The organism is Micromonospora sp. NBC_01655 (genome assembly GCF_026339755.1).
Lineage (GTDB): Bacteria > Actinomycetota > Actinomycetes > Mycobacteriales > Micromonosporaceae > Micromonospora.
In genome coordinates, this window is record NZ_JAPEQF010000001.1 from 1,407,029 (window position 1) to 1,432,758 (window position 25,730).

The following is a 25,730-nucleotide window of genomic DNA, read 5'->3' on the forward strand; positions in this document are numbered from 1 at the left end:
CCCGGCCACCGCGCCGGTGGAAGAGGAGGAGAAGATGACCGACCTCCGGTCACCGGAGCCGGCGGTCGCGCCCCGGCCCGTCGCTTCCGCCCCCACACCCGCACCCGGTCGACCCGGTCTCAACGCCGGCGTGCGGTTCGGACTCAACGGCGCTCTGCTGCCCGCCTCGGGCCTGCTGATCGCGTTCGCGGTGTGGTGGGTCACCGCCCGGCTGGAGCTGGTCCACCCCGCCGCGCTGCCCACCCCCGGCTCGGTGCTGTCGGCGTTCACCGACAAGCCCGACAAGATGCTCCAACACACCGGCAGCACCCTGCTGGAGATCCTGATCGGCTTCGCGCTCTCCGCCGTGGCCGGGGTCCTGCTGGGGCTCTCGCTGGCCGCCTCGCGGACGGTGGAGCGGATGTTCACCCCGTTGCTCGTCGCGGTCAACGCGGTCCCGAAGATCACCCTCGGGCCGCTGCTGGTGGTGGCGCTCGGCTGGGGTCAGAAGCCGATCCTGACCATGGTCTTCCTGCTGTGCTTCTTCCCGATCGTGCTGTCCACCGCGACCGGCCTGACCACCACCCCGGCGGACCTCGCCGAGCTGGTCCGCTCCTGGAACGCGTCCTGGTGGCAGGCGTTCCGCAAGGTGCGGTTCCCGGCCGCGCTGCCGCAGATCTTCGTCGGCCTGAAGGTGGCCATGCCGCTGGCCGCGATCGGCGCGGTGATCGGCGAGTTCCAGGCCGGGGAGAGTGGGCTCGGGTACGTCGTCACCCAGTACGCCGGCATCGGCGACACCGCCACCGCGTGGGCGGCCATCATGCTGGTGGCGCTGGTCAGCATCCTGCTCTACTCGGCGCTCGTCTTCCTGGAGCGACTGGCCCTGCCGTGGGTCCGGGAGACCACCTCGACCAGGTGAGCCCGGTCGGTCGGCCGGTTCGCCCGGTCGGCCGACCGGATGTCCGCCGTGACCGGCGCGGTCCCGCGCCGGTCACGGCGGACCCTCGTCAGCCGGCGAGCCGCCAGCGGCCACCCCGGGCGACCAGGGTGGTGAGGGCCTGCGGCATCAGCCCGGAGTGGTTGTCCGGGGTCATCCGGATCGGGCCCGACAGGCCGTCCAACTGGGACGTCTCAAGCACGTCGCGCAGGCCGTCCCGGCCGGGCTCGCCGGGCTGGCCGCCGGCCCGCAGCTCGGCGTCGGCGATGAGCTGCACCGCGTCCGCGGCGAACGACGAGAAGCCGTTGTAGCCGCCGAACCGTGCCGTGTAGTCCTGGAACCACTGGAGGCGGGCCGCCTTGGCGGGGGTGGTGGCGATGACGTCGTCGATCACCATGGTCTGGGTGAAGATCAGGGTGGCCCGTTCGGTCGACCGGGTCGACGCGCCGAGGAAGAGGTCTCCGGCCGCCGCCGCGTCGAAGAACAGCGAGCCCTTGAACTTGGCCTGCTGGGCGGCGCTGGCGGCGAGCATCGCCTGCTCCGGCGGGGTCCACACGATCAGTGCCTGCGGATCGCGCTCGGCCAGCGTGCGGACCGGCTGGCCGACCTCGGTCTCGGTGGCCTTGATCCCCTGGTCGCTGACCAGCCGGATGTCGGCCTTGACGAGCTCGCTGCGCAGGGCGGCGAGCCCCTCCCGGCCGTAGCTGTCCTCGCTGTTGAGCACCGCGACCTTGCGGATGCCGCGGCGGCGCAGCTCACCGGTGAGGGCGGCGGCGCTGTCCACCGCGTTCGGGGCCAGCTTGAACACGTACCGGCGGTCGGCCACCGGGCTGGCGACGGCGCTGGTCGGGGCGAGCGCGACGGTCGGGAGCTTCTTCTCGTTGATCGTGCGGACGGCGCCGACGGCGCATTCGTTGCAGCCGCCCATGATGAGCGCGCTGACCTGCGAGTCGTTGCTGAAGTCGTTCACGTTGCGCAGCGACTCGCTCGCGTCCGAGCGGTTGTCCTTCACCTTGAGTTCGATCTTCCGGGCGCCCAGGGCGCCCGAGGCGTTCAGCTGGTCTCTCTTCAGTTCCAGAGCGCGCTGGTACGCCTTGCCGGCCGGAGCCGCCGAGCCGGACAGCTCCAGGTCCACGGCGATCACGATGGGGCTCGTGTCCTGCTCCGCCGCGCCGAACTGGCAGCCGGTGAGGGTGGTGGCCAGGACGGCCGAGGCGAGCGCCGTGATGGTCACGGAGCGGATGGGGATCAACTCAGTCCTCCAGGTGCGGCGCGGGCGGCTGCCCGGTCACCGCCGCTTGTTCCGTCCTCAGTGGAGAAACGGGATTGGTCTGCCGTACGGTGTGCGCGAAGCCTGCAAAACCTTGCCAATGCCGGGCCCTGTGGTCAAGCGCGGATGCGCCGAAGCGTTTCGGGACGCCCGTCCCACATGCTGGGGTAACCCAATCTTTGCAAACGCTTACTTTGCATAAGCACGTGACCACCCTGGAGTTACATGCCCTGATCAGGGGCTTGAGAAAATGAAGGTATTAGTTGACCGGATCACGCGATGAGTGCCGTGCGACCGTTTCCTACCTCACCGCGGCTTCCCAAACACCATCATCTCTGATGCAATCGCGGCCGTGCCGCGCGCGGCGCTGTCCGCTGCACCGGCCACGGGTCGGCGGTTCAGGCGTGGAAGAAACGACGGAGGCGATGTCGTGAGCACCGGACCTACGACCCTGCCCGAGAGCGGCGAGTCGGACGAGCGGAGTCGGCGCCGTCGGCTGCCGCGCCTACGCGACGCCCGGATCCGTTCGAAGCTGGCGCTGATCCTGGTGGTGCCGGTCGCGGCGGTGATCGCGCTCGCCACCGTCCGGCTGATCTCGACCGGTGAGGGCGCGCTTGAGGCGACCCGGCTCCGGTCGCTGACCGAGTTGTCGATCGACGTCTCCGCACTCACCCAGGACCTGCACAAGGAGCGGATGGCCGCGGCCAGCTACCTGGCCTCGCCGGGGCAGCGGGCCGACGCCTTCAACCTGCGGGTGCGCAGCACGGACGCCCGGATCGCGGAGTACAACGCCGAGCGCGGGCGGGTCGGCGACGTCCCGGCCGCCGTGCGGGACCGGCTCAAGGTCATCGGGGACCACCTGGCGACGCTGAACAGCACCCGGCAGGAGGTCCTGGACCGCCAGCAGATGGCGGTGGCCGAGGCCGCGCTGCGCTACGGGGTCATCCTCACCGACCTGGTCTCCTACGGTGACACGCTGGCTCAGCTTCCCGGCCAGGAGAGCCTGGCGGACACCCGCCGGGCGGTGGCCGCGTTCGCCCACGCCAAGGCGGCGGTCGCCGAGGAGGAGGCGGTGGCCTTCACCGCGCTCTCCGCCGGCCGGCTCGACGAGGAACAGTTCTCCTCGTTCGTCGCCACCCTGACCAGCCAGCAGGAGGCGCTCGTCTCCTTCTCGCTGGCCGCCGACCCCGTCCAGCGGGCCCTCGTCGACAGCACGGTCTCCGGCGACGCGGTGACCCTCGCCGACCGGGTGGCCGCCGACCTGAACCGGTCGGTCGGGCAGGCCCCGCTGGTCTCCGCCGCCGACGCCACCGCCTCCATCGGCGCGGTCAACGACCTGATGCGGTGGGCCGAGATCCGGCTCCAGGACCGCCTGCTCGCCCAGACCGAGGAGGCCCGGTCCAACGTCATCCAGCAGGCGATCATCGAGTCGGCGCTGGTGCTGCTGACCCTGATCGTCGCCGTCACGCTGGCCGTGGTGCTGGCCCGGTCGCTCAACCACTCGCTGCGCCGGCTGCGTGAGGGCGCCCTGTCGGTGGCCAACCGCGACCTGCCGGACGCGGTGAGCCGGCTGCAGAACATCGGCAGCGTCGGCGACGGTGGCGTGGAGGAGATCGTCCGGCAGGTCCGCGACCCGATCAAGCTCACCAACCGTGACGAGGTCGGCCAGGTCGCGCTGGCGTTCAACGTCGTCCACCGGGAGGCGGTCCGGGTCGCCGCCGAGCAGGCCGCGCTGCGGACCAGCGTCTCGGCGATGTTCCTCAACCTGGCCCGGCGCAGTCAGACCCTGGTCGACCGGATGATCGGCGAGCTGGACGCGATCGAGCGCGGCGAGGAGGACCCGAAGCGCCTCGCCCAGCTCTTCGAGCTCGACCACCTGGCCACCCGGATGCGCCGCAACGACGAGAACCTGCTGGTGCTCGCCGGTGCGGACTCGGCGGTGCCGCGCCGCGACGACGCCCTGCTGATCGACGTCCTGCGGGCCTCCCAGTCCGAGGTCGAGCAGTACAACCGCATCGAGTTCGGCACCGTCGACACCGACATCTCGGTGGCCGCGCACGCCGTCAACGACGTCGTCCGGCTGGTCGCCGAGCTGCTCGACAACGCGACCCGCTTCTCGCCGCCGAACACCGTGGTGGTCGCCGACGGCCGACGGATCCGCGACTACGTGCTGATCCAGGTCGAGGACCGGGGCCTCGGGCTCACCGACGAGCAGCTCGACTCGCTCAACCGCCGGCTCTCCGCCCCGTCGACCGTGGACGTCGCCGCGTTCCGGCTGATGGGTCTGGCCGTGGTGAGCCGCCTCGCGTCCCGCTACGGCATCCGGGTGGAGTTGCGGCGCAACGTCGAGGGCGGCACCGTCGCCCAGGTGACGCTGCCCAGCTCGACCGTGGTGCTGCCGTCGCTGCGCGGTCGCGAGCAGGCCCCGGCGCCGTTGACCCCGCCGCGCCAGCCCGCCGCGGTGGAGCAGACGCCGCTCACCCCGATGGGCCTCGACTCGCCGCTCGCCGGTGCCGGCCGCACCGCCACGCTGACCGACCAGTGGCGTACCTCCGCCCCGACGCCGGCCCGTTGGCAGGTACCCGGCGACTCCCGGGAGGCCGCGCCGGCCACGCCGTTCGGCACGCCGGCCGTCGCCCAGCCGGCGATTCCAGCCGCCGCGCCGGCCCCCCTGGGCCAGCCGCCCGCCCCGGCCCAGCCGGCGTTCACGCCCGGTGACGGGTTCTCGGTGGGCAGCCCGACCGTGGCGTTCCCGACGATCGACCCGCTGCCCCGGCGGACACCCGCCGGGGAGGCCGCCCCCAGCGCCTCGGTGACACCCGCCGCGCCGGTGCTGCCCGGCGGCCCGGTCGCCGGAATGACACCGAACGCTCCCGCCGTGCCGGCCGCCCCGGCCGCCCCGGTGGTCGCCCGTCCGGCCCAGCCGGCCGAGGCACCGATCTTCCGGGAGATGGAGGCGGTCTGGTTCCGGTCGCACGGTGACGACGTGACCGCGATCTTCCAGCGGCCCAATTTCGACGACGAGCCGGCCCCGGCCAAGGTGCCCGCCGCCCCCCGGCCACCGCTGCCCACCCGTACCCCGGGGGCCACCCCCGCGGACGGTACGACCGCGGCGACCCCGCCGCCGGCGTACACCCCGCCGGTGGCCCCGCCCCCGGAGCCGACGCCGGCCGCGACCGGGCCGACCGGGCCGGCGGCAGCCACCGGGCCGTCGGCGATCGACCCCGAAGCCTGGCGGACGGCCGCCGACGAGGGCTGGTCGCGGGCCAGCCGGGCGGCGGAACCGACCGCGTCCGGTACCACCCGCTCCGGCCTGCCGAAGCGGGTCCCGCAGGCGCAGCTCGTCCCCGGCGGGATCGAGCAGAAGAGCGGTCGGGACCGCAGCCGGCGCACCCCCGACGAAGTACGCGGTCTGCTGTCGGCCTACCACCGCGGCGTGCAGCGCGGACGGACGGCCGGCGTGGACCAGAACAGCACCTCGACCAAGGAGACGAGCCGATGAACAGGCCAGCGGCCATGCAGGACATGGGTTGGCTGCTCACCAACTTCGCCGACAGCGTGGCAGGCATCGCCCACGTGGTGGCGGTGTCCGCGGACGGGCTGCTGCTCGCCTCGTCGCGGGACCTCCCCGCGGACCGGGCCGACCAGCTCGCGGCGATCACCTCCGGCGTGGTGAGCCTGACCGAGGGCGCGGCCCGCATGTTCAGCGCCGGCGGGGTGCTCCAGACAGTCATCGAGATGGACAGCGGCTACCTGTTCCTCATGTCGATCAGCGACGGCTCGTCGATGGCGGTGCTGGCCGCCCGTAGCTGCGACGTCGGGCAGGTCGGGTACGAGATGGCGCTGCTGGTCGAGCGGGTGGGCGCCGCGCTGGTGCCGCTGCGCCGGGACGCGGTGCGCTCCTAGCGCACGGACGGACTGATCGGGTGCCGAGGGACGGCACCCTCCAGAGGAGGTGATCGCGGATGGACCAACGACGGGAGGACCCGCGCGGCGCGTTGGTGCGTCCGTACGCGGTCACCCGTGGCCGTACCGAGCCGCGCCAGGACATCGCGCTGGAGGCGGTGCTGACGGCCAGCCCCACGGCGGTCGCCGAGTCCCGGTTCGCCGGCCACGACAAGCACCGGATCGCCACGATCTGCGAGGGCCGACCCCAGTCGCTGGCCGAGGTCGCCGCGTACACCCGGATGCCGCTGGGCGTCGCCCGGGTGATCATCGCCGACATGGTGGCCGAGGGCCTGCTGACGCTACACACTGCCGCTCCGCCCGAAGGGTACGAGGAGCGGATGGAAATCCTTGGAAGGGTGCTAAGTGGACTTCGCAGGCTATGACCCCGCCGGGGCACGCCGCAACCGCGGGATCACCTCCGCGAAGATCGTGGTTGCGGGCGGCTTCGGCGTGGGCAAGACGACCCTGGTCGGCGCGGTCTCGGAGATCACTCCGCTGACCACCGAGGCGGTGATGACCGCGGCCGGCGTCGGGATCGACGACCCGTCGAAGGTGCCAGGAAAGCAGACCACCACGGTCGCCATGGACTTCGGCCGCATCACCATGGCCGAGGACCTGATCCTCTATCTCTTCGGCACGCCCGGCCAGACCCGGTTCTGGTTCATGTGGGACGAGATCATCAAAGGCGCGGTGGGCGCGGCGGTGCTGGTCGACACCCGCCGGATCACCGACGCGTTCGCCCCGCTGGACTACTTCGAGAACCGTCGCCTGCCGTACGTGGTGGCGTTGAACCGGTTCGACAACGCGCCCCAGTACGAGCTGGAGGAGGTCCGCGAGGCCCTCGCCATCTCGCCCCAGGTGCCGCTGATCATGACCGACGCCCGGCACCGGGATTCGGTGAAGCAGGTGCTGGTCACGGTCGTCGAGCACGCGATGTTGCGCCTCCAGGCCGAGCACGGCCGCGGCTACCCGACCCCGGTCGGCTGACCGACTGAAGCGCGCCGGCGGTGGCCCGAGTCGTCAGGACCACCGCCGCGCCGCGCTGTCCGCCCCCGGGTGCTAATAAACGGAATTGGTGGGGTCTTCGGGGCGGCAGCGTCCGCAGCAGGGCGGTACGGGAGAGCACCCGCCCCGGTGACGTGGCCAGCGCCCGCAGCACCGCCATCGGTGCGGGGGCCAGCGGGCGCAGTTCCCCGTCGATCACGGCCGCGTGCCCACGCAGGGTCAGCAGGTGCCCGGCCGCTTGATGGTGACCGTGCGCCGGGGCAGCTCGTCCACGAGGGTTCTGCCATGCGGCGGGGTTTTGGGTGGTTCGGCGGTGGGCGGCAAGTGGGATGACCGGTGGTCGTACCGAAAGTAGGCTGAGCGGCATGACTGCCAAGGTGACACTGTCGTTCTCCGACGAGACGATCGAGGAGGCGCGCCGGTTCGCCAAGCGGGAGGGGCTGTCGCTCTCCGCCTGGATGGACCAGGCCGCCCGGGAGAAGGCGCTGCGCGAGGTCTTCACCGCGCACGCCGCCGCCGTCGGCCGCGCCGGGCTGGACCTGGAGACGGCCGCCCTGGCGGACGCCCGCGAGGTGGAGATGGTCGACGAGGCGCTGTTCGGCGGGCGGCCGCGTGCTGCGTAGGGGCGAGGTCTGGCGCATCGAGGGGGCCCGGGAACGGCTCGGGTTGGTGATCAGTTCCGACGTCTACAACTCCACCGACGTGCCGATCGTGATGGTGGCCGAGGTGGTCGAGACGGCGCTGCTGCGCGACTCTCCGCTGGCCGTCGCGATGGGCGGGTACGTGGTGATGCCCGACCGGCTCTCCTCGCCGATGAAGAAGTGGTTCACCGAGTGCGTGGACGTGGCCGACACCGACACGATGCTCCGGGTCGGGCGCGCGCTGCGCATCCTCCAGGAACTCTGACCGGAACTCCCACGCCGCGCGGTTCCCGGCCCCGGCCGACCTCCGACCCGCGCGGCCCCGGCCGACATCTCACCGGCGCGCCCGCCCGGTCGTGCGGTCGTCGTTGCGTGGGCGACTCGGACAGCCGAGGTCGACCTGCGACGCCGGCCGGGCCGGTGGAGGATGGCCCGCGCCGGAGTGTGACCGAGATCATGATGGCGACGCGGGGCAGGGCGGGGGTGACCCCCCGTTTTGACCTGCCGACCTGCCCCCGGGTATCGTTGCCTGCTGTTGTACGACATCCAGAGGCGTGCCGCATCAGGTACGCTTGGTCGTTCGTGCGCGCCTGGTCACCTCGGCGCGCGACCCCAGACCGACGACGAGACAAGGTAGACCTGTGCGTACGTACAGCCCGAAGCCGGGTGAGATCGAGCGTCAGTGGCACGTTATCGACGCCTCTGATGTCGTGCTGGGCCGCCTGGCCACCCACGCCGCCACGCTGTTGCGCGGCAAGCACAAGCCGACTTTCGCGCCGCACGTCGACACGGGCGACTTCGTCGTCGTCGTGAACGCGGGCAAGGTCGCGCTGACCGGCAACAAGCGCCAGACCAAGGTCGCCTACCGCCACTCGGGTTACCCGGGCGGCCTGAAGCAGGTCGGCTACGAGGAGCTGCTCAGCAAGCGTCCCGAGCGGGCCATCGAGCTGGCCGTGAAGGGGATGCTCCCGCACAACAAGCTCGGCCGTCAGCTGATCAAGAAGCTGAAGGTCTACGCCGGTGCCGAGCACCCGCACGGCGCGCAGCAGCCGGCGCCGTTCGAGATCAAGCAGATCGCGCAGTGAGCGCGGGCGAAGGAAGCAGCATGACCGACATCACCGAGACCGAGGTCGCCCCCGAGGCCACCGAGGCGCCGGCGCCCGTCGCCCGCGCGCCCCGTGGCGACCGGCCGATCCAGACCGTCGGCCGCCGCAAGGAGGCCATCGTCCGGGTACGCATCGTCCCGGGCAGCGGCAAGATCACCTGCAACGGCCGCGACCTTGAGGCCTACTTCCCGAGCAAGGTGCACCAGCAGCTCATCAAGGACCCGCTGGTCACCGCCGAGAAGCCCGAGGCGTTCGACGTCATCGCCAACCTGCGCGGCGGCGGCACCACCGGCCAGGCCGGTGCGCTGCGGCTCGCCATCGCCCGGGCGCTGATCGTCAGCGAGCCGGACGACCGCCCGGCCCTGAAGAAGGCCGGCTTCCTGACCCGCGACGCCCGGGTCAAGGAGAGCAAGAAGTACGGCCTCAAGAAGGCCCGTAAGGCTCCCCAGTACTCGAAGCGCTGACCACCAGCGGCACGTTGTACTTCTGACGGACGGCCGGGTCCGCCTCCCCCTCGACGGGGAGGTGGCCCGGCCGTTTCGCTTTCCTGTTGTGCACCATTTCCTCGGAGGTTGGCGGGTATGGGCCGGTTGTTCGGCACGGACGGCGTACGCGGGCGGGCGAACGCGGATCTCACTCCCGAGCTGGCGCTCGCGGTGGCGGTTGCCGCCGCCCACACGCTGGCCGAGACGGACCGGAGCCATCCGCCGCTCGCCGTGGTCGGCCGGGACACCCGGGCCAGCGGGGAGATGCTGGAGGCCGCCGTGGTGGCCGGGCTCACCAGTGCCGGCGCGAACGTGGTCCGGGTCGGCGTGCTGCCGACCCCGGCCGTGGCCTACCTCACCGCCGAGGCCAAGGCCGACCTGGGCGTGATGCTCTCCGCGTCGCACAACCCGATGCCGGACAACGGCATCAAGCTCTTCGCCGCCGGCGGGCACAAGCTCCCCGACGAGATCGAGATGAAGATCGAGGCGGCCGTCGAGGCGAACGCCACCACCGCCTGGGACCGGCCGACCGGCGCCGGGGTGGGGCGGGTGCACGACCTGCTCGACGGCGCCGACCACTACGTCCAGCACCTGATCGGCACCCTGCCGCACCGGCTCGACGGGCTCAAGGTCGTGGTCGACTGCGCCAACGGCGCGGCGGCCGATGTCGCGCCCGTGGCGTACCGGGAGGCGGGGGCCGAGGTCGTCGCCATCCACGCCGAGCCGGACGGCCTCAACATCAACGACGACTGCGGCTCCAACCACATCGACGGGCTGCGGGAGACCGTGGTCAAGCTCGGCGCGCACCTCGGGATCGCCCACGACGGCGACGCCGACCGGTGCGTCGCGGTCACCGCCGACGGCGACGAGGTCGACGGTGACCAGGTGATGGCGATCCTCGCCCTGGCCATGCGGGACGCCGGCACGCTCACCGACGACACCCTGGTCGCCACCGTGATGAGCAACCTCGGCCTGCGGCTGGCCATGTCCGCCCAGGGCATCCGGCTGGTCGAGACCAAGGTCGGCGACCGGTACGTGCTGGAGGAGCTGCGCGCCTCCGGGCTCGCCCTCGGCGGCGAGCAGAGCGGGCACATCGTCATGCCGGCGTACGCCACCACCGGCGACGGCGTGCTGACCGGGCTGCACCTGATGGCTCGGATGGCCGCCACGGGGAAGTCCCTCGCCGAGTTGGCCGCCGTGGTGACCAAGCTGCCGCAGGTGCTGATCAACGTGCCGGTCGGGGACCGCTCGGTGGGCGCCGCCGCGCCGGCCGTCCGGGCCGAGGTCGAGCGGGCCGAGGCGGAGCTGGGCGAGACCGGCCGGGTGCTGCTGCGCCCGTCGGGCACGGAACCCCTGGTCCGGGTCATGGTCGAGGCGGCCACCGAGCAGACCGCCCGCGAGGTCGCCGAGCGCATCGCCGGGCAGGTCCGCTCCGCCAGCCCCACCGCCTGACCCCGGCCCGGCTCCCTGGGGGACCGGTGCACCTCACAGGCGCAGGCGGGCGACCCGGTCGTAGGTGTCGGCCGGGTCCTCGCCGTCGGTGAGGTCCACGTCCTCGACGACCCGTCCGTCGCCGGGCCGGATCAACGCCCATCAACGCCCGGGCGAGGGCGGATTAGGGAACGGCCCCTCCGGAGGTCACCTTCCGCCAAGACTTCGCGCCCGGCCGGTGGGGCGTCAGGTCGCCGCCAGCCGGCGCAGGAATCGGCCACCCAGGTCGGCGACCTGGGTGGCGTCCAGGTCGAGGGCCGGGGCCGCCACGGTGACCTCGGCCATCGCCAGGCCCGGGACCTCGGTGTCCCGCCAGCCGCCGACGAACCAGGCCTTCTCCTCCTCGGCGAGGGCGAGGTTGGCCGCGTTGAGCCGATCCGCCGGGTGCGGCAGCCAGAGCCGGAACTGATGGGTGTGCGGAGGCGTCGGATACACCCGGGCGCCGGGCAACCCGGCCAGGGCGGTGGCCACCGCTGCCGCGTGTGCCACGTACCCGGGCAGGCGGGGGAGCTCCCGGTCCAGCCCGACCAGCGCGGCAGCCGCCGCCGGCCACTGCTGGAACAACGTGCCCCCGTAGCGGTGCCGCCAGTCCCGGGCGTACCGGACCAGCCGGGCGTCCCCGGCGAGGGCCGCGCCGGAGACGCCGCCGAGCGACTTGTAGAACGAGACGTACGTGCTGTCGGCGAGCCCGGCGACCGTGGCCAGCGGCTGCCCCAGGTGCGGGGTCGACTCCCACAGCCGGGCGCCGTCGAGGTGCACCCGGGCGCCGGCCTCCCGGGCCGCGCCGACCACCGCGACCAGCTCGTCCCAGGTGGGCAGTACGAAGCCCGCGTCGCGCAGCGGCAGCTCCAGCAGCAGGGTGCCGACCGGCTCGGCCAGTTCGGCCACCTCCTCGGCGGTCGGGTTGCCCGGCGCGGTCGTGGTGCGCACCGCGCGCAACCCGCCGAGCAGCGCGTACGCGTCCCGCTCGTGCAGCATCAGGTGGCCCAGCGGGTGCAGGCCGACCGTGGTCCGGCCGGTCAGCTCCGCGCCGTACCGGAGGGCGACCTGCTGGGCCATCGTGCCGGTGGGGAAGAAGGCGGCGGCCTGCGTGCCGAGCAGCTCGGCGACCCGTAGTTCCAGCGCCTCGACCGGGCCGCCCTCGCCGTAGACGTCCGGGAGCGAGTCCGGGGCGAGCGCGGCCCGGACGGCGTCGAGGTGCTCGGCCATCGAGACCGGCCGGACGCCGGAGAGCACCCGGTCGCAGCCGCGCAGGGCGGCCAGCCGGCGGACCCGCTCGGCGGGCCCGTCGTTCACCTGTCGGCTCCCAGCCGGCGCAGCCGGGCGACGGCCTCGGTGAGCACCTCCGGGCGCTTGCAGAAGGCGAACCGGACCAGCCGCCGGCCCGCCTCGGCATCGTCGTAGAACACCTGGGTCGGCACGGCGACCACCCCGCAGCGCTCCGGCAGCGACCGGCAGAACTCGATCCCGTCGCGCCCGCCGAGCCCGGTGACGTCGGCGGTGACGAAGTACGTTCCCTCCGGGGTGAGCACGTCGAAGCCGGCGTCGGTCAGCCCGGCGACGAGCTGGTCCCGGCGGGCCCGCATGCCGGCCGCGAAGTCGGCGAAGTACCCGTCCGGCAGGGCGAGGGCCACCGCCACCGCCGGCTGCAACGGCGCGGCGTTGACGAAGGTGAGGAACTGCTTGACCCGCAGCACCGCCGACACCAGCGGGGCGGGGCCGCTGACCCAGCCGACCTTCCAGCCGGTGCAGGAGAACGTCTTGCCGGCCGAGGAGACCCGCAGGGTGCGCTCCCGCATCCCGGGCAGGGTGGCCAGCGGCACGTGGGGCGCGGCGGCGTCGGCGAAGACCAGGTGCTCGTACACCTCGTCGGTCACCGCGTACGCGTCGTGCTCGCGGCACAGCTCGGCCACCAGGGCCAGCTCGCCCGGGGTGAAGACCTTGCCGGTCGGGTTGTGCGGCGAGTTCAGCAGCACCAGCCGGGTCCGCGGCCCGAACGCGGCGCGCAGGGCGTCCGGGTCGAAGGCGTACCGGCCGTCCGGGCCCGGGCGCAGGGTCACCGGCCGCCGCACCGCCCCGGCGAGGGCGATCGAGGCCGCGTACGAGTCGTAGTACGGCTCGAAGCAGATCACCTCGTCGCCCGGCTCGCAGAGGGCGAGGATGCTCGCGGCGATCGCCTCGGTGGCCCCGGCCGTGACCACGATCTCGCCGGCCGGGTCGTACTCCAGGCCCCAGAACCGGCGCTGGTGACCGGCGACGGCGGCACGCAGCGCGGGGACGCCCGGACCGGGCGGGTACTGGTTCTGCCCGCCCCGCAGTGCCTCGGCGGCGGCGGCGAGCATCTCCGGTGGACCGTCGGTGTCCGGGAAACCCTGGCCCAGGTTGACCGCGCCGGTGCGCACGGCCAGGGCGGACATCTCGGCGAAGATCGTCGTCCCGAAGGGGCGCATCCGGGCAACCAGCGGGTCGACATCGGGGGGCGTCGTCACCCGGGTCAGCCTACGGGCCGGGGTTCGGCCACGCCCACCTCAGCCGGTCGAGCAGGTGGTGCGCCAGACTGCCGTGGTCGTGTCGGTCGCCGGTGGGCCCGCCCCGGTGACCGACAGCCGGCAGGTGAGCGGTTCGTTCTCGCCGTAGGGCCGGGTGGCCTCCACCATGACCCGGCTCTGCCCGTTGGTCCTGATGGTGGTCCGCCAGGGCAGCTTCGCGCTGTCGACATGGATCAGGTCGCTGTCGGCGTCGAAGTACGCGACGTCGGCCCGGCCACCCCCGGTGACCTCGTAGACCACCGTCACCGGAGCCGGGCCGGCGGTCGGCCGGGTCACCGGCTTCTTCGACGGGTCGGCGGGGAAGGTGGGCGGGTCGACCGGCTCGGTTCCGTCCTCGTCGTACCAGGGGTCGACCGGCTCGGTCTCGTCCTTGTCGTACCAGGGGTCGCCTGCTGTCGTCCTGTCCTCCGCTGCGGCGGTGACGAGCCCGCCCAGGCCGGCGCAGCAGCACAGCCCGAGCACCAGGACGACCACCAGCCCGATCACGAGCGCGATCACCTTCGCGTCGCCGCCCGAGCGGGTGGGCGGCTGCCCCGGGTATGCGAACGGCGGCGGATAGCCGGCCGGGGGCCAACCGGCCTGCGTGGGGTTTCCCCCGGCGGGCCAGCCGGGCTGGGTGGGGCCGGGCTGGGTGGGGCCGGGCTGGGTGGGAGGCCAGCCCGCCGGGACGTACCCCGACCGGGGCTGCCCTCCGGGGAGAGATCCGCCCGCCGCCGACGCCTCCGCGGTGGCGGCGGGCGGGAGACCCGCATCGCTCGCCGCCGACGGGTCCCACGGCTCCGGTGCCGCCCACGGCTTCGGTGGGGCGAGCGGGCTGAGGGGCGCCCACGGTGCGGCACCCGGTGTCGAGGGTGCCGGGGCCGGGGGGAGGCCCGGGACGGACGAGGGTGGCTGGTCCGGCGCGGGCGTCGGAGGGCCGCCGGGGTCGGTGCCGGGGGACTGGCTCGGCTCGGGGGTCGACGACGCCTCGGACATCGGAGGGCTCCGGGGGAGGGGCGCGGACGTGGCCGCGGAGGGAACGGGTACGCCGGGGACCGTTACCGAGACCGGCTCCCCGCGAGGAGGCCCTCAATGTACGCGTCCGGTCCGCCCGGTGGGCCCCTGCTGGTGGGCGCCGTCCGGCCGGAACAGGGGGCCCAGAGGCGGGGCAGTTTCGTTCCCGAGACCGCCACGCCTCACCCGTTCGCTCAAATCCAGTGCTTGTTTACCCGGCTTCCGCGCACACAAGATGAGCGAAACTGGGTTAGGCTGCGGGTCATGTGTGGAATCGTGGGTTACGCCGGCGCGCGCCCGGCGCTCGGCATCGTGCTCGACGGCTTGCGCCGCCTGGAGTACCGCGGCTACGACTCGGCCGGCGTGGCCGTCGTGTGCGAGGACGAGCTGCTGACCGAGAAGAAGGCGGGCAAGCTGGCCAACCTGGAGAAGGTGCTGGCCGAGCACGCCGCCGTCGACCCCGAGGGCTGCGCCGCCAGCCCGATCGGCATCGGCGACGGCACCACCGGCATCGGCCACACCCGCTGGGCCACCCACGGCGGCCCCACCGACCGCAACGCCCACCCGCACCTCGCCCCCGACGGCCGGGTCGCCGTGATCCACAACGGCATCATCGAGAACTTCGCCAAGCTCCGCACCGAGTTGGAGGACGCCGGCGTCCAGTTCAGCAGCGACACCGACACCGAGTGCGCCGCCCACCTGCTCTCCGCCGCGCTGGCCGACCTGCGCGCCGCCGGGGAGCCGGACGGGCCGGGGCTGCTCGCCGCCGCGATGCGCGCGGTCTGCCAGCGCCTCGAAGGGGCGTTCACGCTGCTCGCCGTCGACGCCGCCGTGCCCGGCGCGGTGGTCGGCGCCCGGCGCAACTCCCCCCTGGTGGTGGGTCGGGGCGACGGGGAGAACTACCTCGCCAGCGACGTCGCCGCGTTCATCGAGCACACCCGCGACGCGATCGAGCTGGGCCAGGACCAGATCGTCCTGATCACCCCCGACGCCGTCGAGATCACCGACTTCGCCGGCCGACCGGCGACCGGCAAGGACTTCCACGTCGACTGGGACTCCTCGGCAGCCGAGAAGGGCGGCTACGACTGGTTCATGCTCAAGGAGATCGAGGAGCAGCCGCAGGCTGTCGCCGACACCCTGCTCGGCCGGCTCACCGAGAGCGGCGAGATCATGCTCGACGAGGTCCGCCTCAGCGACCAGGACCTGCGCGACGTGGACAAGATCTTCATCGTCGCCTGCGGGACCGCCTACCACTCCGGCCTGGTCGCCAAGTACGCCATCGAGCACTGGACCCGGATCCCCTGCGAGGTGGAGCTGGCCAGCGAGTTCCGCTACCGCGACCCGGTGCTCGACCGGTCCACCCTGATCGTGGTGATCTCGCAGTCCGGCGAGACCATGGACACCCTGATGGCGCTGCGGCACGCCAAGGAGCAGAAGGCCCGGGTGCTGGCCATCTGCAACACCAACGGCTCGACCATCCCGCGCGAGTCCGACGCCGTCCTCTACACCCACGGCGGGCCGGAGATCGCCGTCGCCTCCACCAAGGCGTTCCTCACCCAGCTCGTGGCCTGTTACCTGATCGGGCTGCACCTGGCCCAGGTGCGCGGGATCAAGTTCGCCGACGAGGTGGCCGCCGTGGTGGACCAACTCCACCAGATGCCCGCCAAGCTGCGCGAGCTGCTGGACCGGATCGAGCCGGTGCGCGAGCTGGCCCGGGAGATCCGGAGCGAGCCCACGGTGCTCTTCATCGGCCGGCACGTCGGCTACCCGGTGGCCCTGGAGGGCGCGCTCAAGCTCAAGGAGTTGGCGTACATGCACGCCGAGGGGTTCGCCGCCGGCGAGCTGAAGCACGGCCCGATCGCCCTGATCGACCAGGGCACCCCGGTGATCTGCATCGTGCCGTCGCCAGTCGGCCGGGGCATGCTGCACGACAAGGTCGTCTCCAACATCCAGGAGGTCCGCGCCCGGGGCGCCCGGACGATCGTGATCGCCGAGGAGGGCGACGAGGCCGTGGTCCGCTACGCGGACCACCTGATCCGCGTGCCGCGTACGCCGACGCTGCTCGCCCCGCTGATGACCACCGTGCCGTTGCAGGTGCTCGCGGCGGAGATCGCCGCCGCCCGGGGCCACGACGTCGACCAGCCCCGCAACCTGGCGAAGTCCGTCACCGTCGAGTAGCCGCCCGCCGGCACCGGCCCCCTCCGCCCGCCGCCGGCAGGGGGCCGCCGCGTCTCCCGGGGCACGCCGCGTCACCCGTCACCGGCCCAGGACGACGCGGGCCATGCCGTCCAGCGCCGGATTGCCGTGCTCCCAGTAGCCGGTGTGGCCGTACCGGCCGCTGGGAAAGGTCCGGCCGCCGAAGCCCGGGTCGGCCGGGTCGTGCCCGAACCACAACTCGTGGTCGTCCCGGGCGGTCAGCACCGCCGCCAGCGGGCTGAGCCCGCGCAGCACCCGGCGGGGCAGCTCGTCCGGGGCAGGGGCCAGCCGGATCGCGTCGTCCGGTGCGGTGCTCGCCCAGACCTCGCCCGAGGGCAGGCGCAGCCCGTCGGCCCGGTCCACACCCACCCCGGGGGAGCCCACGAACACCAGCGCGTCGGCCGCGAGACCGTGGTCCCGGGCGGCGCCGCCCACGACCAGCGAGCCGTAGCTGTGCCCGAGCACCGTCTGCCGGGCCGGCGGGCCGTCGTGGGTGGCCCGCAGCCCCTCCTGGAAGCGGTGCAGCGCCGGGCCGGCGTCCCGCGCCTGGTCGGGCAGGACGGCCTCGTGCAGGAAGTCCGGCGCGTCGTAGTCCAGCCAGAGCACCGCCGCCGTCGCCCCCGTCGGGTCCAGCGCCGTGCACCGGGCCTGCACCCGGCCCGCCCGGCCCAGTTCCCCGGTGGCGTCGGCGAGGCCGGCGGTCATCCCCGGGACGTACGTCAGCACCCGGTCGGCCCGGTCCGGGTCGCCCAGTGCCACGATCGCCCGGCCCTCGCCGCCCGGGTCGAGCCCCAGCAGGTACGCGCGGGGCTGCCCGCCGCCGGCCAGCCGGGCGGTCAGCGCGTCCAGGCCGGCCAGGGTCGCCCCCACCCGCGCCAGCCCGGCCGTCTCCACCGGCCCGAGCGGCCACCGGCCCAGCAACCGCCGCCGCTCGGCCAGCAGCACCTCCCGCCGCCGGTCGACCAGCAGCCGGTTCGCCTGGTCCCGCGCCGCCGCCGGCACCCCGTCGAGCCGGCCGACCAGGTCCGGCTCACGGGCCACCAGCCAGCGGCGCTGGGCCGGGGTGAGCCCGGCCCACCAGGACCGGACGGTCGACGGGTCGGCGCCGGGCGCCGGACGCCAGGGCGGGGGCGGGGCCACCCAGCCCGCCCGGGCCGCCGCGGTCAGTTCGTCGAGCCGGCCAGCCGCCTCCCGGTCGGCCCCGTCGGCCAGCGCGAGGGCGGCGGTCACGGCGGCGGCCACCCGCGCCACCGGCGGGGCGGGCGCCCCAGGCCGGGCCCCCGCCGGGTCCGCGCTCACCCGCCCCCGCCGGTCGATGCGCACCCCGCCGGCCTCGGCCAGGGCGACGGCCTCGGCCAGCCCGGCCCTGGCCCGGCTCAGCCGCCCGGCCAGCTCGGTGAGCACCTGGTCGGCCTCGATCACCGCCGGCGCGAGGGCGGCCAGGTCGGCCCGGAAGGCGGCGATCCGCCCGCTGGCCGCACCGGCGGCGGCTCCCGTCCATCCGGCGCGCAGCGCCCCGGCCGCACCGGCCAGCTCGGCCGACCGCCGGTCGACCAGCCCGGTCAGGCCCCGCCAGGCCGTCCCGGCAGCCGCCCAGCCGGCCGGGTCGGCCGCCCACAGCCGGGCGTAGCCGCCGATCCCGGCGGAGGCACCCGGCGTGCCGGCGTGCCTCTCCGACGCGCTCACCGGGGCAGGACCGTCAGCCGGCGGGCCGCCCGCTCGTCGGCCGCCTCGTAGCCCTCGGCGGCGGTGGACAACGCCTGTGCGGCGGCGGCCACCCGTGCGCCGAGCCCGCCGCACCACGCGTGCACCGCCGACTCCAGGGCGGCCAGGGCGGGCGCCGACCGCCATCCGGGCGCCGGCACCACCAGGCCGGGCACCCCGGCCAGCCCGTGCCCCAGCCGGTACGCGTCGGCGTCGAGCGTCCCGGCCACCTCCCGCAGCAGCTCGGGGCGGACGGTGAACGGCTCATCGCGCATCGGCGCACTCCTCCGGCTCGGTGCCGTCGACGGGCGACGGCGCAACGACGACCACCCCCGGTTCCGACGTCGACGGGCGACGGCCCCCGACGTTAGGTGGCCCCGGTGCCGGCCGGCACGCCCTGTGGACAACGGGTGTTGGGCGTACCCCCGGGTTGTCCACAGGCGTTGCCCACAGTCGAACCGGTGGCTAATCTGCGACCGCTTGCGCCGGTAGGGTGAGGCGGTGATCGTCGCTGTCGGCATCGACGTCGTCTTGGTCGAGCGGTTCGCCAAGGCGCTGGCGCGGACGCCGCTGCTCGCCGACCGGCTGTTCACCGAGGCCGAGCGCCACACCGCCGCCGGCAATCCGCGCTCATCCGAGTCGATGGCCGCCCGGTTCGCCGCCAAGGAGGCAGTGGCCAAGGCGCTCGGCGCGCCGGTTGGTTTGAGCTGGCACGACTGCGAGGTCGTGCCCGACCCGGACGGCCGGCCCCGGCTGACCGTGTCCGGCACCGTCGCGGCGGCGGCGGCCGAACGGGGGGTCAACCGCTGGCATCTGTCGTTGTCGCACGACGGGGGGATCGCGTCGGCGATGGTGGTCGCGGAACGGTGACCGACCGCCGGGCGCACCCGGCGGGGCGATCGACCGGGCCGAGGGTGGACCGCCCCGGACGGACGGCCCCGGACGGCGCAGGGCAGGGACGGGCCGGCACCGACGGCACAGGGCGCGGACGGGCCCGGCAGGGACGGCACAGGGTACCGACGGGACAGGCAAGGACGGACGGGACGGCATGAAACCGGTGTGGCGGGTCGCGGACGTACGGGCGGCGGAGGCCGGGCTGATGGCCACCCTCCCCGCCGGAACGCTGATGCAGCGGGCCGCCGCGGGGCTGGCCCGCCGCTGCGCGCTGCTGCTCGCCGACCGGGGCGGGGTGTACGGCGCCCGGGTGCTGCTGCTGGTCGGCAGCGGCGACAACGGCGGCGACGCCCTGTACGCCGGACAGCGGCTGGCCCGCCGGGGCGCCGCCGTCTCGGCCCTGCTGCTCGCCCCCGGCCGGGCGCACGCCGAGGGGCTGGCCGCGCTGCGCGCCGCCGGGGGCCGGCTGGTGGACCGCCCGCCCGCACAGGTGGACCTGGTGCTGGACGGGATCGTCGGGATCGGCGGCACCGGCGGGCTGCGCGAGGCGGCCGACCGGCTCGCCGCCGGGCTGCCCGGGCTGCGCGGCCGGGACGGCGTGCGGGCCGCCGTGGTCGCCGTGGACACCCCGAGCGGGGTCGCCGTCGACACCGGTCACGTGCCGCCGGCCGCGTCCGGCCGGCCGAACGCGGTCCGCGCCGACGTGACGGTGACGTTCGGCGCGTTGAAGCCGGCGCTGGTGGTCGGCCCGGCAGCGGCGCTGGCCGGCCAGGTCGAGCTGGTCGACATCGGGCTGGGGCCCTGGCTGCGCGGCACCCCCGCGCTGCGGGTCACCGAGTGGTCCGACGTCGGGCGGTGGTGGCCGGAGCTGGGCCCGGCCTCGGAGAAGTACACCCGGGGCGTGGTCGGCCTGGCGACCGGCTCGGCGGCGTACCCGGGGGCGGCGGTGCTCTCCGTCGGCGGCGCGCTCGCCGGGCCGACCGGCCTGGTCCGGTACGCCGGCAGCGCCCGCGCCGACGTGCTGCGCGAGCACCCCTCGGTGATCGCCAGCGGGCGGGTCGCCGACGCCGGCCGGGTGCAGGCGTGGGTCTGCGGCTCCGGCCTCGGCTCCGGCGAGGAGGCGGCGGCCGAGCTGCGCGCGGTGCTCGCCGCCCCGGTGCCGGTGGTGCTCGACGCCGACGCGCTGACCCTGCTGGTCGACGGGTCGATGGCGGACCGGCTGCGCAAGCGGGACGCCCCGATCGTGGTCACCCCGCACGACCGCGAGTTCGGCCGGCTCTGCGGCGAGGAGCCCGGGGCCGACCGGGCCGGGGCGGCACTGCGGCTGGCCGCCTGGATGAACGCGGTGGTCCTGCTCAAGGGGGACCGCACGATCGTCGCCACCCCCGACGGTCGGGCGTACGTCAACCCGACCGGCACCCCCGCGCTGGCCACCGGGGGCACGGGCGACGTGCTCGCCGGGCTGCTCGGCTCGCTGCTGGCCGCCGGGCTGGCCCCGGAGCGGGCGGCCGTCGCGGCGGCGTACCTGCACGGGCTGGCCGGCCGGGAGGCGGCCCGCGGCGGGCCGGTGACCGCGCCCGACGTGGCCGCCGCCCTCCGCCCGGTCGTCGCCCGGCTGCCCTGACCTCGGGCCGTCGCCGCGCCGTTCCGGGCGGCTCCGCCCCGGGTTGATCACCGCGGTCAGTAGGCTGGGGGCATGTGGCAGTCCGAGGTGCGGGTTGATCTTGACGCGATCCGGGAGAACGTGACGCGGCTGCGGGCCGGGACCAGCGCCGAGGTGATGGCGGTGGTCAAGGCCGACGGGTACGGCCACGGCATGGTCCCCTCGGCCCGCGCGGCGCTCGACGCCGGGGCCGACTGGCTCGGCGTCTGCACCCTGGACGAGGCGCTGACCCTGCGCCGGGCCGGACTCACCGCGCCCGTGCTGGCCTGGCTGCTCGCCCCGGGACTGCGGCTGCACGAGGGCGTCGCCGCCGGGGTGGACCTGGCCGCCGCGAGCCTGCCCCAGCTCGACGAGATGGTCGAGGCGAGCCGGCGGGCGGACCGCCCGGCCCGGCTGCACCTGAAGATCGACACCGGGCTGGCGCGCGGCGGGGCCACCGTGGCCGACTGGCCGGCGCTGCTGGAGGCCGCCGCGAAGGCCCAGGCCGACGGCCTGGTCGAGGTCGTCGGCGTGTGGAGCCACTTCGTGTACGCGGACCTGCCCGGCCACCCCACCATCGACCGCCAGCTCGCCGTCTTCCACGAGGGGCTGGACATGGTCGAGCGGGCCGGGTTGCGCCCGCGCTACCGGCACCTGGCCAACTCCGCCGCCACCCTGACCCGCTCCGACACCCACTTCGACCTGGTCCGGCCCGGGGTCGCGGTCTACGGGCTCTCCCCGGTGGCCGGCGAGCGGTTCGGGCTGCGCCCGGCGATGACCGCCCGGGCCCGGGTCATGCTCACCAAGCGGGTCCCGGCGGGCAGCGGCGTCTCGTACGGCCACACCTACCTCACCGAGAGCGACGCCAACCTGGCCGTGGTGCCGCTCGGCTACGCCGACGGGGTGCCCCGGCACGCCTCGAACGGCGGCCCGGTGCAGCTCGCCGGCAAGCGGCGGTCCGTCTCCGGCCGGGTCTGCATGGACCAGTTCGTGGTCGACTGCGGCGACGACCCGGTGGCCGCCGGTGACGTGGTGACCCTGTTCGGCCCCGGCACAGACGGCGAGCCGACCGCCGACGACTGGGCGGACGCGGCCGGCACCATCAACTACGAGATCGTCACCCGGTTCGGCGGGGTCCGGGTGCCCCGCGTCTACGACGGCGAGCGGCCGTGACCGCGGCGGCGGCGTGACCAGGTTCCGCGTCCCCCGGCCGCGCACCGCCGCGGGCCGGGTCGCCGGCGTGCTCGGGGCCGCGGTCGGCGTGGCCGCCGCCGGCCTCGCGGCGGGCGTGGTGAGCGAACGCGTCCTGGTCCGCCGGCTCAAGACCGATCCCGCCGACCCGTACGCCGACGAGGTCTTCGGCGCGCAGCGGTACGACGAGGCGTTCCGGCTGGAACTGGCCGACGGCACCGACATCCACGTCGAGGTGGTCGAGCCGACCCGCCCCGTCGCCGGGCATCCGACGGTGGTGCTGGTGCACGGCTTCTGCCTGGACATGGGCACCTTCCACTTCCAGCGCAAGATGCTCGCCGAGCGGGGCGACTACCGGATCGTCGCGTACGACCAGCCGGGCCACGGCCGGTCGGGGCGGCTGGAGAGCGGTGAGTACGACCTCGCCGCGCTCGGTCGAACGCTGCGCCGGGTGATCGACCGGACCACCCCGGAGGGGCCGCTGGTGCTGGTCGGCCACTCGATGGGCGGGATGACCATCATGGCGTTCGCCGAGCTGTACCCGGAGCTGTTCGGCGACCGGGTCGTCGGCACGGTGCTGATGGCCACCTCCGGCGGGCTGCTGGCCGAGACGAGGCTGGTGGCCCCGGCCCTGCTCGGGCGGGTCGGCTCGCCGGTGCTCTACATGATGAGCAACGCCACCCGGTACGGCGGCACGGCGATCGACAGGGCCCGCAAGTCGGTCTCGAACGTCGCCTGGCTGCTCACCCGCCAGTACGGCTTCGGCACCCCGAAGCCGAGCCCGGCCCTGGTGTCGTACGTCGAGGAGATGAACTCGCGCACCTCGGCCGACACGGTCACCCGCTACCTGCGCACCCTGGCCACCCACTCCCGGTTCCCGGCGCTGGCGGCGTTGGCCGGCACCCCGGTGCTGGTGGTGGTCGGCGACAAGGACATGATCACGCCCGTGACGCACTCGGAGGAGATCGTCCGGCGGCTGCCGCACGCCGAGTTTCTCAAGATCCACGACAGTGGGCACGTGGTGATGCTGGAGCACGCCGACGAGGTCGACGCCGCCCTGGAACACTTCCTGGCGGCGCTGTGAGCGCCGGTAGGAGCGGCCCCTGGTCGCCGGGTGTCGTCGTGCCGCCGGGGGTGGGGCGGTGAGCGTCGTCGTCACGCTGCCGACGATCGAGGACACCCACGCGTTCGGCCGGCGGCTGGCCGGCGTGCTGCGCGCCGGCGACCTGCTGCTGCTCACCGGTCCGCTCGGCGCCGGCAAGACCGCGCTGACCCAGGGCATCGGGGCGGGCCTCGGGGTACGGGGCGACATCACCTCACCGACCTTCGTGATCGCCCGGGTGCACCGCCCGGACCCGGCGCGCGGTGGCGCGGTGGCGCTGGTACACGCGGACGCGTACCGGCTCGGGGACGCCGCAGATCCGCGCGCGGAGATCGACGACCTCGACCTGGACGCCTCCGTGGACGACTCGGTCACCGTGGTCGAGTGGGGGGAGGGGCTGGTCGAGCAGCTCGTCGACGCCCACCTGCGGGTCCGGATCGACCGGCGCGACGACGACACCCGGGTGGTCGAGCTGGACCCGGTCGGCGGCGACTGGCCCGCCCGCGTCGCCACCCTGCCCTGACCCCTCTCCGGGTTCTTGCTCCCGGTGCCCGTTGACGGTCACCGACGGGAGCCCGTCCTCCCGTGTCGGGGTGTCGGACGGGGCTGGTAGGAAGGGGACCGACCGACTGACTGCGAAAGGTTGCCGATGCCCGACGACGCCCCCGCCCTCGACCTGCTCGCGCTGCTGCCCGACGAGTGGCGCGCCGCACTCACCCCGCACCTCGACCCGGCCCGCACCGCCACGTTGGCCGAGTTCGTCGCCGGGGAGTACGCCGCCCAGACCGTGTTCCCGCCGGTCGAGGACCTGTTCTCCGCCTACCGGCTGTGCGGGCCGCAGGAGTGCCGGGTGCTGATCCTCGGTCAGGACCCGTACCACAAGGCCGGGCAGGCGCACGGGCTGAGCTTCAGCGTCCGCGAGGGGGTGTCGGTCCCGCCGTCGCTGCGTAACGTCTTCAAGGAGCTGAGCGAGGACCTGGGTGTGGCGAAGCCGCGCGGCGGCAACCTCGACGGCTGGGCGGCGCAGGGCGTGCTGTTGCTGAACTCGGTGCTGACCGTCCGGCAGGCGACCCCCGGCTCGCACGCCAACAAGGGGTGGGAGGAGTTCACCGACGCCACGATCCGCGCCCTCGACGCCCTCGACCAGCGGGTCGTCTTCCTGCTCTGGGGCGGGTACGCCCGCAAGAAGGCCGCCCTGGTCACCAACCCGCAGCACGTGGTGCTGGAGGCCGGCCACCCCAGCCCGATGAATCCGCGCGGCTTCCTGGGCAGCCGCCCGTTCAGCGCGACCAACAAGGCCCTCGCCGACGCCGGCCTGCCCACGATCGACTGGGAGCGGTCCGCCGGCTGAGCCGGCTCGCGCCGCACCGATCCGCGCCGCACCGGATTCGGTCGCCGTCGCAACGGACGACCGGCCCCGGTGCCGGCCCCGGCCTGGCGGCGGGGCTGTGCCGTCCTGGCGGCCTGGCCTGCGGGGCCGGCGTCCTGGCCGTGGGCCGTACCGTCCCGGCCTCCTGGGCCGCCGGTACGCGAACCGGTCCGCAGCCCGAGCCGCCGTGCGGTGGCCGCCGGCCGGTCGACCGGCCGGCCGGAGCAGGGCACGGGTGAAGTGACGCGGTGGTGACTGTCCGCTATAGACTTCGCGGGACCCGGTGGCTCCGCGATCGGAGGCGTCCCATGGCGACGACGGCGACCATCACCCCCCGGCAGTGGCAGACGGCCCGGGAGGCGCTGGAGCGGGCCACTGGCCGGTTCGTCCGGCTGGTCGAGGCGGTCGACCGGCCGGACACCATGGTGACCGCGCACTGGTCGGTCTCGGACACCCTCGTCCACCTGGTCTCGGTCGCCTGGTGGTACGCGACCAAACTCGACCCCGACCATCCGCCGCTGCCGATTCCCGGCCTCGCCGCCCAGCTTCCGACCGTCACCGTGGACACCATCGCCGATGTCAACGACCTGATACTGCGGCACCTGACCGACCGGTCGCCCCGGCCGCTGCTGGACCAGCTTCGGGCCGACGTGGACAAGATCCTCCGGGTCACCGCCGACCGCCGCCCGGACGAGCTGCTCAGCTGGTTCGGCGACGCCCGCGCGCCCCTCGCCGGTCTCTTTGGCCACCTGGTCAACGAGCTGCTCGTGCACGGCTGGGACATCGCCCGAGCGACCGGCCGGCCGTGGAAGATGCCCGGATCGGAGGCCGTGCTCTTCTTCGAGGTCTTCCTGGTCGGCGTGCTCCGCGCCGGCTACGGACACCTGCTCGACAACGACGAGCCGCCCCGGGAACGCCCGATCACCGTCGAGTTCCGATCCGCGTACTGCGCCGACATCACCCTCGTCCTGCACCGGGGGGTGGTAACGGTCGCCGCTCCGGGCACCCCGCCGGACGCCCGGGTCCGGTTCGACCCGGCGGCGCTCAACCTGATGCTGTTCGGCCGGGTCAGCCGGGTCCGTACGGTGCTCGCCGGCAAGCTCACCCTCCGCGGCCCCCGCCCCTGGCTCCTCTTCCCCTTCCTCCGAGTCCTCCGAGCCCCAAACTGACCCACCCCCACCCCGCCCCGCCCCGCCGGGGGTGGGAGGGGCGGGGCAGGGTGGGGGTC

General features: G+C 74.4%; 24 protein-coding genes and 1 pseudogene. 18 read left to right on the forward strand and 7 right to left on the reverse strand.

The window, feature by feature from the left end:
- Positions 1–34 precede the first annotated feature (34 nt).
- Positions 35–898 (forward strand): ABC transporter permease, encoded by an 864-nt coding sequence (locus OOK41_RS06735; protein ID WP_266263353.1) that lies wholly within the window; start codon positions 35–37, stop codon positions 896–898.
- A gap of 88 nt (positions 899–986) precedes the next feature.
- Here OOK41_RS06735 and OOK41_RS06740 read toward each other — a convergent pair whose 3' ends face one another.
- A complete protein-coding gene (locus tag OOK41_RS06740; protein WP_266263355.1) occupies positions 987–2,168 on the reverse strand; it encodes an ABC transporter substrate-binding protein in 1,182 nt (393 codons plus the stop codon).
- Positions 2,169–2,616: 448 nt separating this feature from the next.
- Here OOK41_RS06740 and OOK41_RS06745 point away from each other — a divergent pair, with 448 nt between their 5' ends.
- From OOK41_RS06745 to OOK41_RS06760, 4 genes are read left to right on the forward strand one after another with little or no spacing between them, the layout of a single operon-like run.
- Positions 2,617–5,688 carry a sensor histidine kinase gene (locus OOK41_RS06745; RefSeq protein WP_117665133.1) on the forward strand — a complete coding sequence of 1,024 codons (3,072 nt, stop codon included), beginning with the start codon at positions 2,617–2,619 and terminating at the stop codon, positions 5,686–5,688.
- A complete protein-coding gene (locus OOK41_RS06750) occupies positions 5,685–6,092 on the forward strand; it encodes a roadblock/LC7 domain-containing protein (protein ID WP_117665134.1) in 408 nt (135 codons plus the stop codon). Before OOK41_RS06745 ends, OOK41_RS06750 begins: the two co-directional genes overlap by 4 nt.
- Positions 6,093–6,151: 59 nt before the next feature.
- Positions 6,152–6,517 (forward strand): DUF742 domain-containing protein, encoded by a 366-nt coding sequence (locus OOK41_RS06755; RefSeq protein WP_117665135.1) that lies wholly within the window; start codon positions 6,152–6,154, stop codon positions 6,515–6,517.
- Positions 6,498–7,121, forward strand: a complete 624-nt coding sequence (locus OOK41_RS06760) for an ATP/GTP-binding protein (RefSeq protein WP_117665136.1) — start codon at positions 6,498–6,500, stop codon at positions 7,119–7,121. The genes OOK41_RS06755 and OOK41_RS06760 overlap by 20 nt, the downstream gene beginning before the upstream one ends.
- 106 nt (positions 7,122–7,227) lie before the next feature.
- Here the strand turns inward: OOK41_RS06760 and OOK41_RS06765 are convergent.
- A pseudogene (locus OOK41_RS06765) lies at positions 7,228–7,421 on the reverse strand (uroporphyrinogen-III synthase); the annotation flags it as partial.
- Between the two features lie 83 nt (positions 7,422–7,504).
- Here OOK41_RS06765 and OOK41_RS06770 point away from each other — a divergent pair.
- From OOK41_RS06770 to glmM, 5 genes are all read left to right on the forward strand, one after another.
- Positions 7,505–7,762 (forward strand): DUF6364 family protein, encoded by a 258-nt coding sequence (locus OOK41_RS06770; RefSeq protein ID WP_117665137.1) that lies wholly within the window; start codon positions 7,505–7,507, stop codon positions 7,760–7,762.
- A complete protein-coding gene (locus OOK41_RS06775; RefSeq protein ID WP_266263361.1) occupies positions 7,752–8,045 on the forward strand; it encodes a hypothetical protein in 294 nt (97 codons plus the stop codon). Before OOK41_RS06770 ends, OOK41_RS06775 begins: the two co-directional genes overlap by 11 nt.
- A 376-nt stretch (positions 8,046–8,421) precedes the next feature.
- Positions 8,422–8,865 carry a 50S ribosomal protein L13 gene (gene rplM / locus OOK41_RS06780; RefSeq protein ID WP_117665139.1) on the forward strand — a complete coding sequence of 148 codons (444 nt, stop codon included), beginning with the start codon at positions 8,422–8,424 and terminating at the stop codon, positions 8,863–8,865.
- A 20-nt stretch (positions 8,866–8,885) separates the two neighbouring features.
- Positions 8,886–9,350, forward strand: coding sequence for a 30S ribosomal protein S9 (gene rpsI / locus OOK41_RS06785; RefSeq protein WP_088647409.1), 465 nt, complete (start codon positions 8,886–8,888; stop codon positions 9,348–9,350).
- A 117-nt stretch (positions 9,351–9,467) separates the two neighbouring features.
- Positions 9,468–10,823 carry a phosphoglucosamine mutase gene (glmM, locus tag OOK41_RS06790; RefSeq protein ID WP_266263367.1) on the forward strand — a complete coding sequence of 452 codons (1,356 nt, stop codon included), beginning with the start codon at positions 9,468–9,470 and terminating at the stop codon, positions 10,821–10,823.
- Between the two features lie 225 nt (positions 10,824–11,048).
- Here glmM and OOK41_RS06795 read toward each other — a convergent pair whose 3' ends face one another.
- The 3 genes from OOK41_RS06795 to OOK41_RS06805 are packed head-to-tail and all read right to left on the reverse strand — an operon-like array spanning position 11,049 to position 13,909.
- Positions 11,049–12,158, reverse strand: coding sequence for a low specificity L-threonine aldolase (locus OOK41_RS06795; protein ID WP_266263369.1), 1,110 nt, complete (start codon positions 12,156–12,158; stop codon positions 11,049–11,051).
- Complete coding sequence (locus OOK41_RS06800) at positions 12,155–13,351, reverse strand: pyridoxal phosphate-dependent aminotransferase (protein ID WP_266263371.1); 1,197 nt, start codon at positions 13,349–13,351, stop codon at positions 12,155–12,157. The genes OOK41_RS06795 and OOK41_RS06800 overlap by 4 nt, the downstream gene beginning before the upstream one ends.
- A 39-nt stretch (positions 13,352–13,390) precedes the next feature.
- A complete protein-coding gene (locus tag OOK41_RS06805) occupies positions 13,391–13,909 on the reverse strand; it encodes an MmpS family transport accessory protein (RefSeq protein ID WP_165878018.1) in 519 nt (172 codons plus the stop codon).
- 759 nt (positions 13,910–14,668) lie between these two features.
- On the opposite strand from OOK41_RS06805, the gene glmS reads away from it, so the two are divergent.
- Positions 14,669–16,582 carry a glutamine--fructose-6-phosphate transaminase (isomerizing) gene (glmS, locus tag OOK41_RS06810; RefSeq protein ID WP_266263373.1) on the forward strand — a complete coding sequence of 638 codons (1,914 nt, stop codon included), beginning with the start codon at positions 14,669–14,671 and terminating at the stop codon, positions 16,580–16,582.
- Positions 16,583–16,660: 78 nt separating this feature from the next.
- On the opposite strand, the gene OOK41_RS06815 is transcribed toward glmS, so the two are convergent.
- The gene (locus tag OOK41_RS06815) at positions 16,661–18,286 is read right to left on the reverse strand and encodes an alpha/beta hydrolase (RefSeq protein ID WP_266263375.1); all 1,626 of its coding nucleotides are present in this window, start codon (positions 18,284–18,286) and stop codon (positions 16,661–16,663) included.
- Positions 18,283–18,579, reverse strand: coding sequence for a type VII secretion target (locus tag OOK41_RS06820; RefSeq protein ID WP_117665145.1), 297 nt, complete (start codon positions 18,577–18,579; stop codon positions 18,283–18,285). Before OOK41_RS06820 ends, OOK41_RS06815 begins: the two co-directional genes overlap by 4 nt.
- Before the next feature lie 226 nt (positions 18,580–18,805).
- Between OOK41_RS06820 and OOK41_RS06825 the strand changes: the two genes are divergently transcribed.
- From OOK41_RS06825 to OOK41_RS06855, 7 genes are all read left to right on the forward strand, one after another.
- Positions 18,806–19,174: a holo-ACP synthase gene (locus tag OOK41_RS06825; RefSeq protein ID WP_266263378.1), complete on the forward strand. Its 369-nt coding sequence runs from the start codon at positions 18,806–18,808 to the stop codon at positions 19,172–19,174.
- 178 nt (positions 19,175–19,352) lie between these two features.
- On the forward strand, positions 19,353–20,822 hold the full coding sequence (locus OOK41_RS06830) for an NAD(P)H-hydrate dehydratase (RefSeq protein WP_117665147.1): 1,470 nt from the start codon (positions 19,353–19,355) through the stop codon (positions 20,820–20,822).
- A gap of 72 nt (positions 20,823–20,894) precedes the next feature.
- A complete protein-coding gene (alr, locus tag OOK41_RS06835; protein ID WP_117665148.1) occupies positions 20,895–22,013 on the forward strand; it encodes an alanine racemase in 1,119 nt (372 codons plus the stop codon).
- A gap of 13 nt (positions 22,014–22,026) precedes the next feature.
- Positions 22,027–23,115 (forward strand): alpha/beta fold hydrolase, encoded by a 1,089-nt coding sequence (locus OOK41_RS06840; protein WP_117665149.1) that lies wholly within the window; start codon positions 22,027–22,029, stop codon positions 23,113–23,115.
- Between the two features lie 58 nt (positions 23,116–23,173).
- The gene (gene tsaE, locus OOK41_RS06845) at positions 23,174–23,656 is read left to right on the forward strand and encodes a tRNA (adenosine(37)-N6)-threonylcarbamoyltransferase complex ATPase subunit type 1 TsaE (RefSeq protein WP_266263382.1); all 483 of its coding nucleotides are present in this window, start codon (positions 23,174–23,176) and stop codon (positions 23,654–23,656) included.
- A gap of 126 nt (positions 23,657–23,782) precedes the next feature.
- Entirely contained in the window at positions 23,783–24,484 is a 702-nt protein-coding gene (gene ung, locus OOK41_RS06850) for a uracil-DNA glycosylase (protein WP_117665151.1), read from the forward strand.
- A gap of 326 nt (positions 24,485–24,810) precedes the next feature.
- Positions 24,811–25,671, forward strand: coding sequence for a maleylpyruvate isomerase family mycothiol-dependent enzyme (locus tag OOK41_RS06855; RefSeq protein WP_117665152.1), 861 nt, complete (start codon positions 24,811–24,813; stop codon positions 25,669–25,671).
- Positions 25,672–25,730 lie beyond the last annotated feature (59 nt).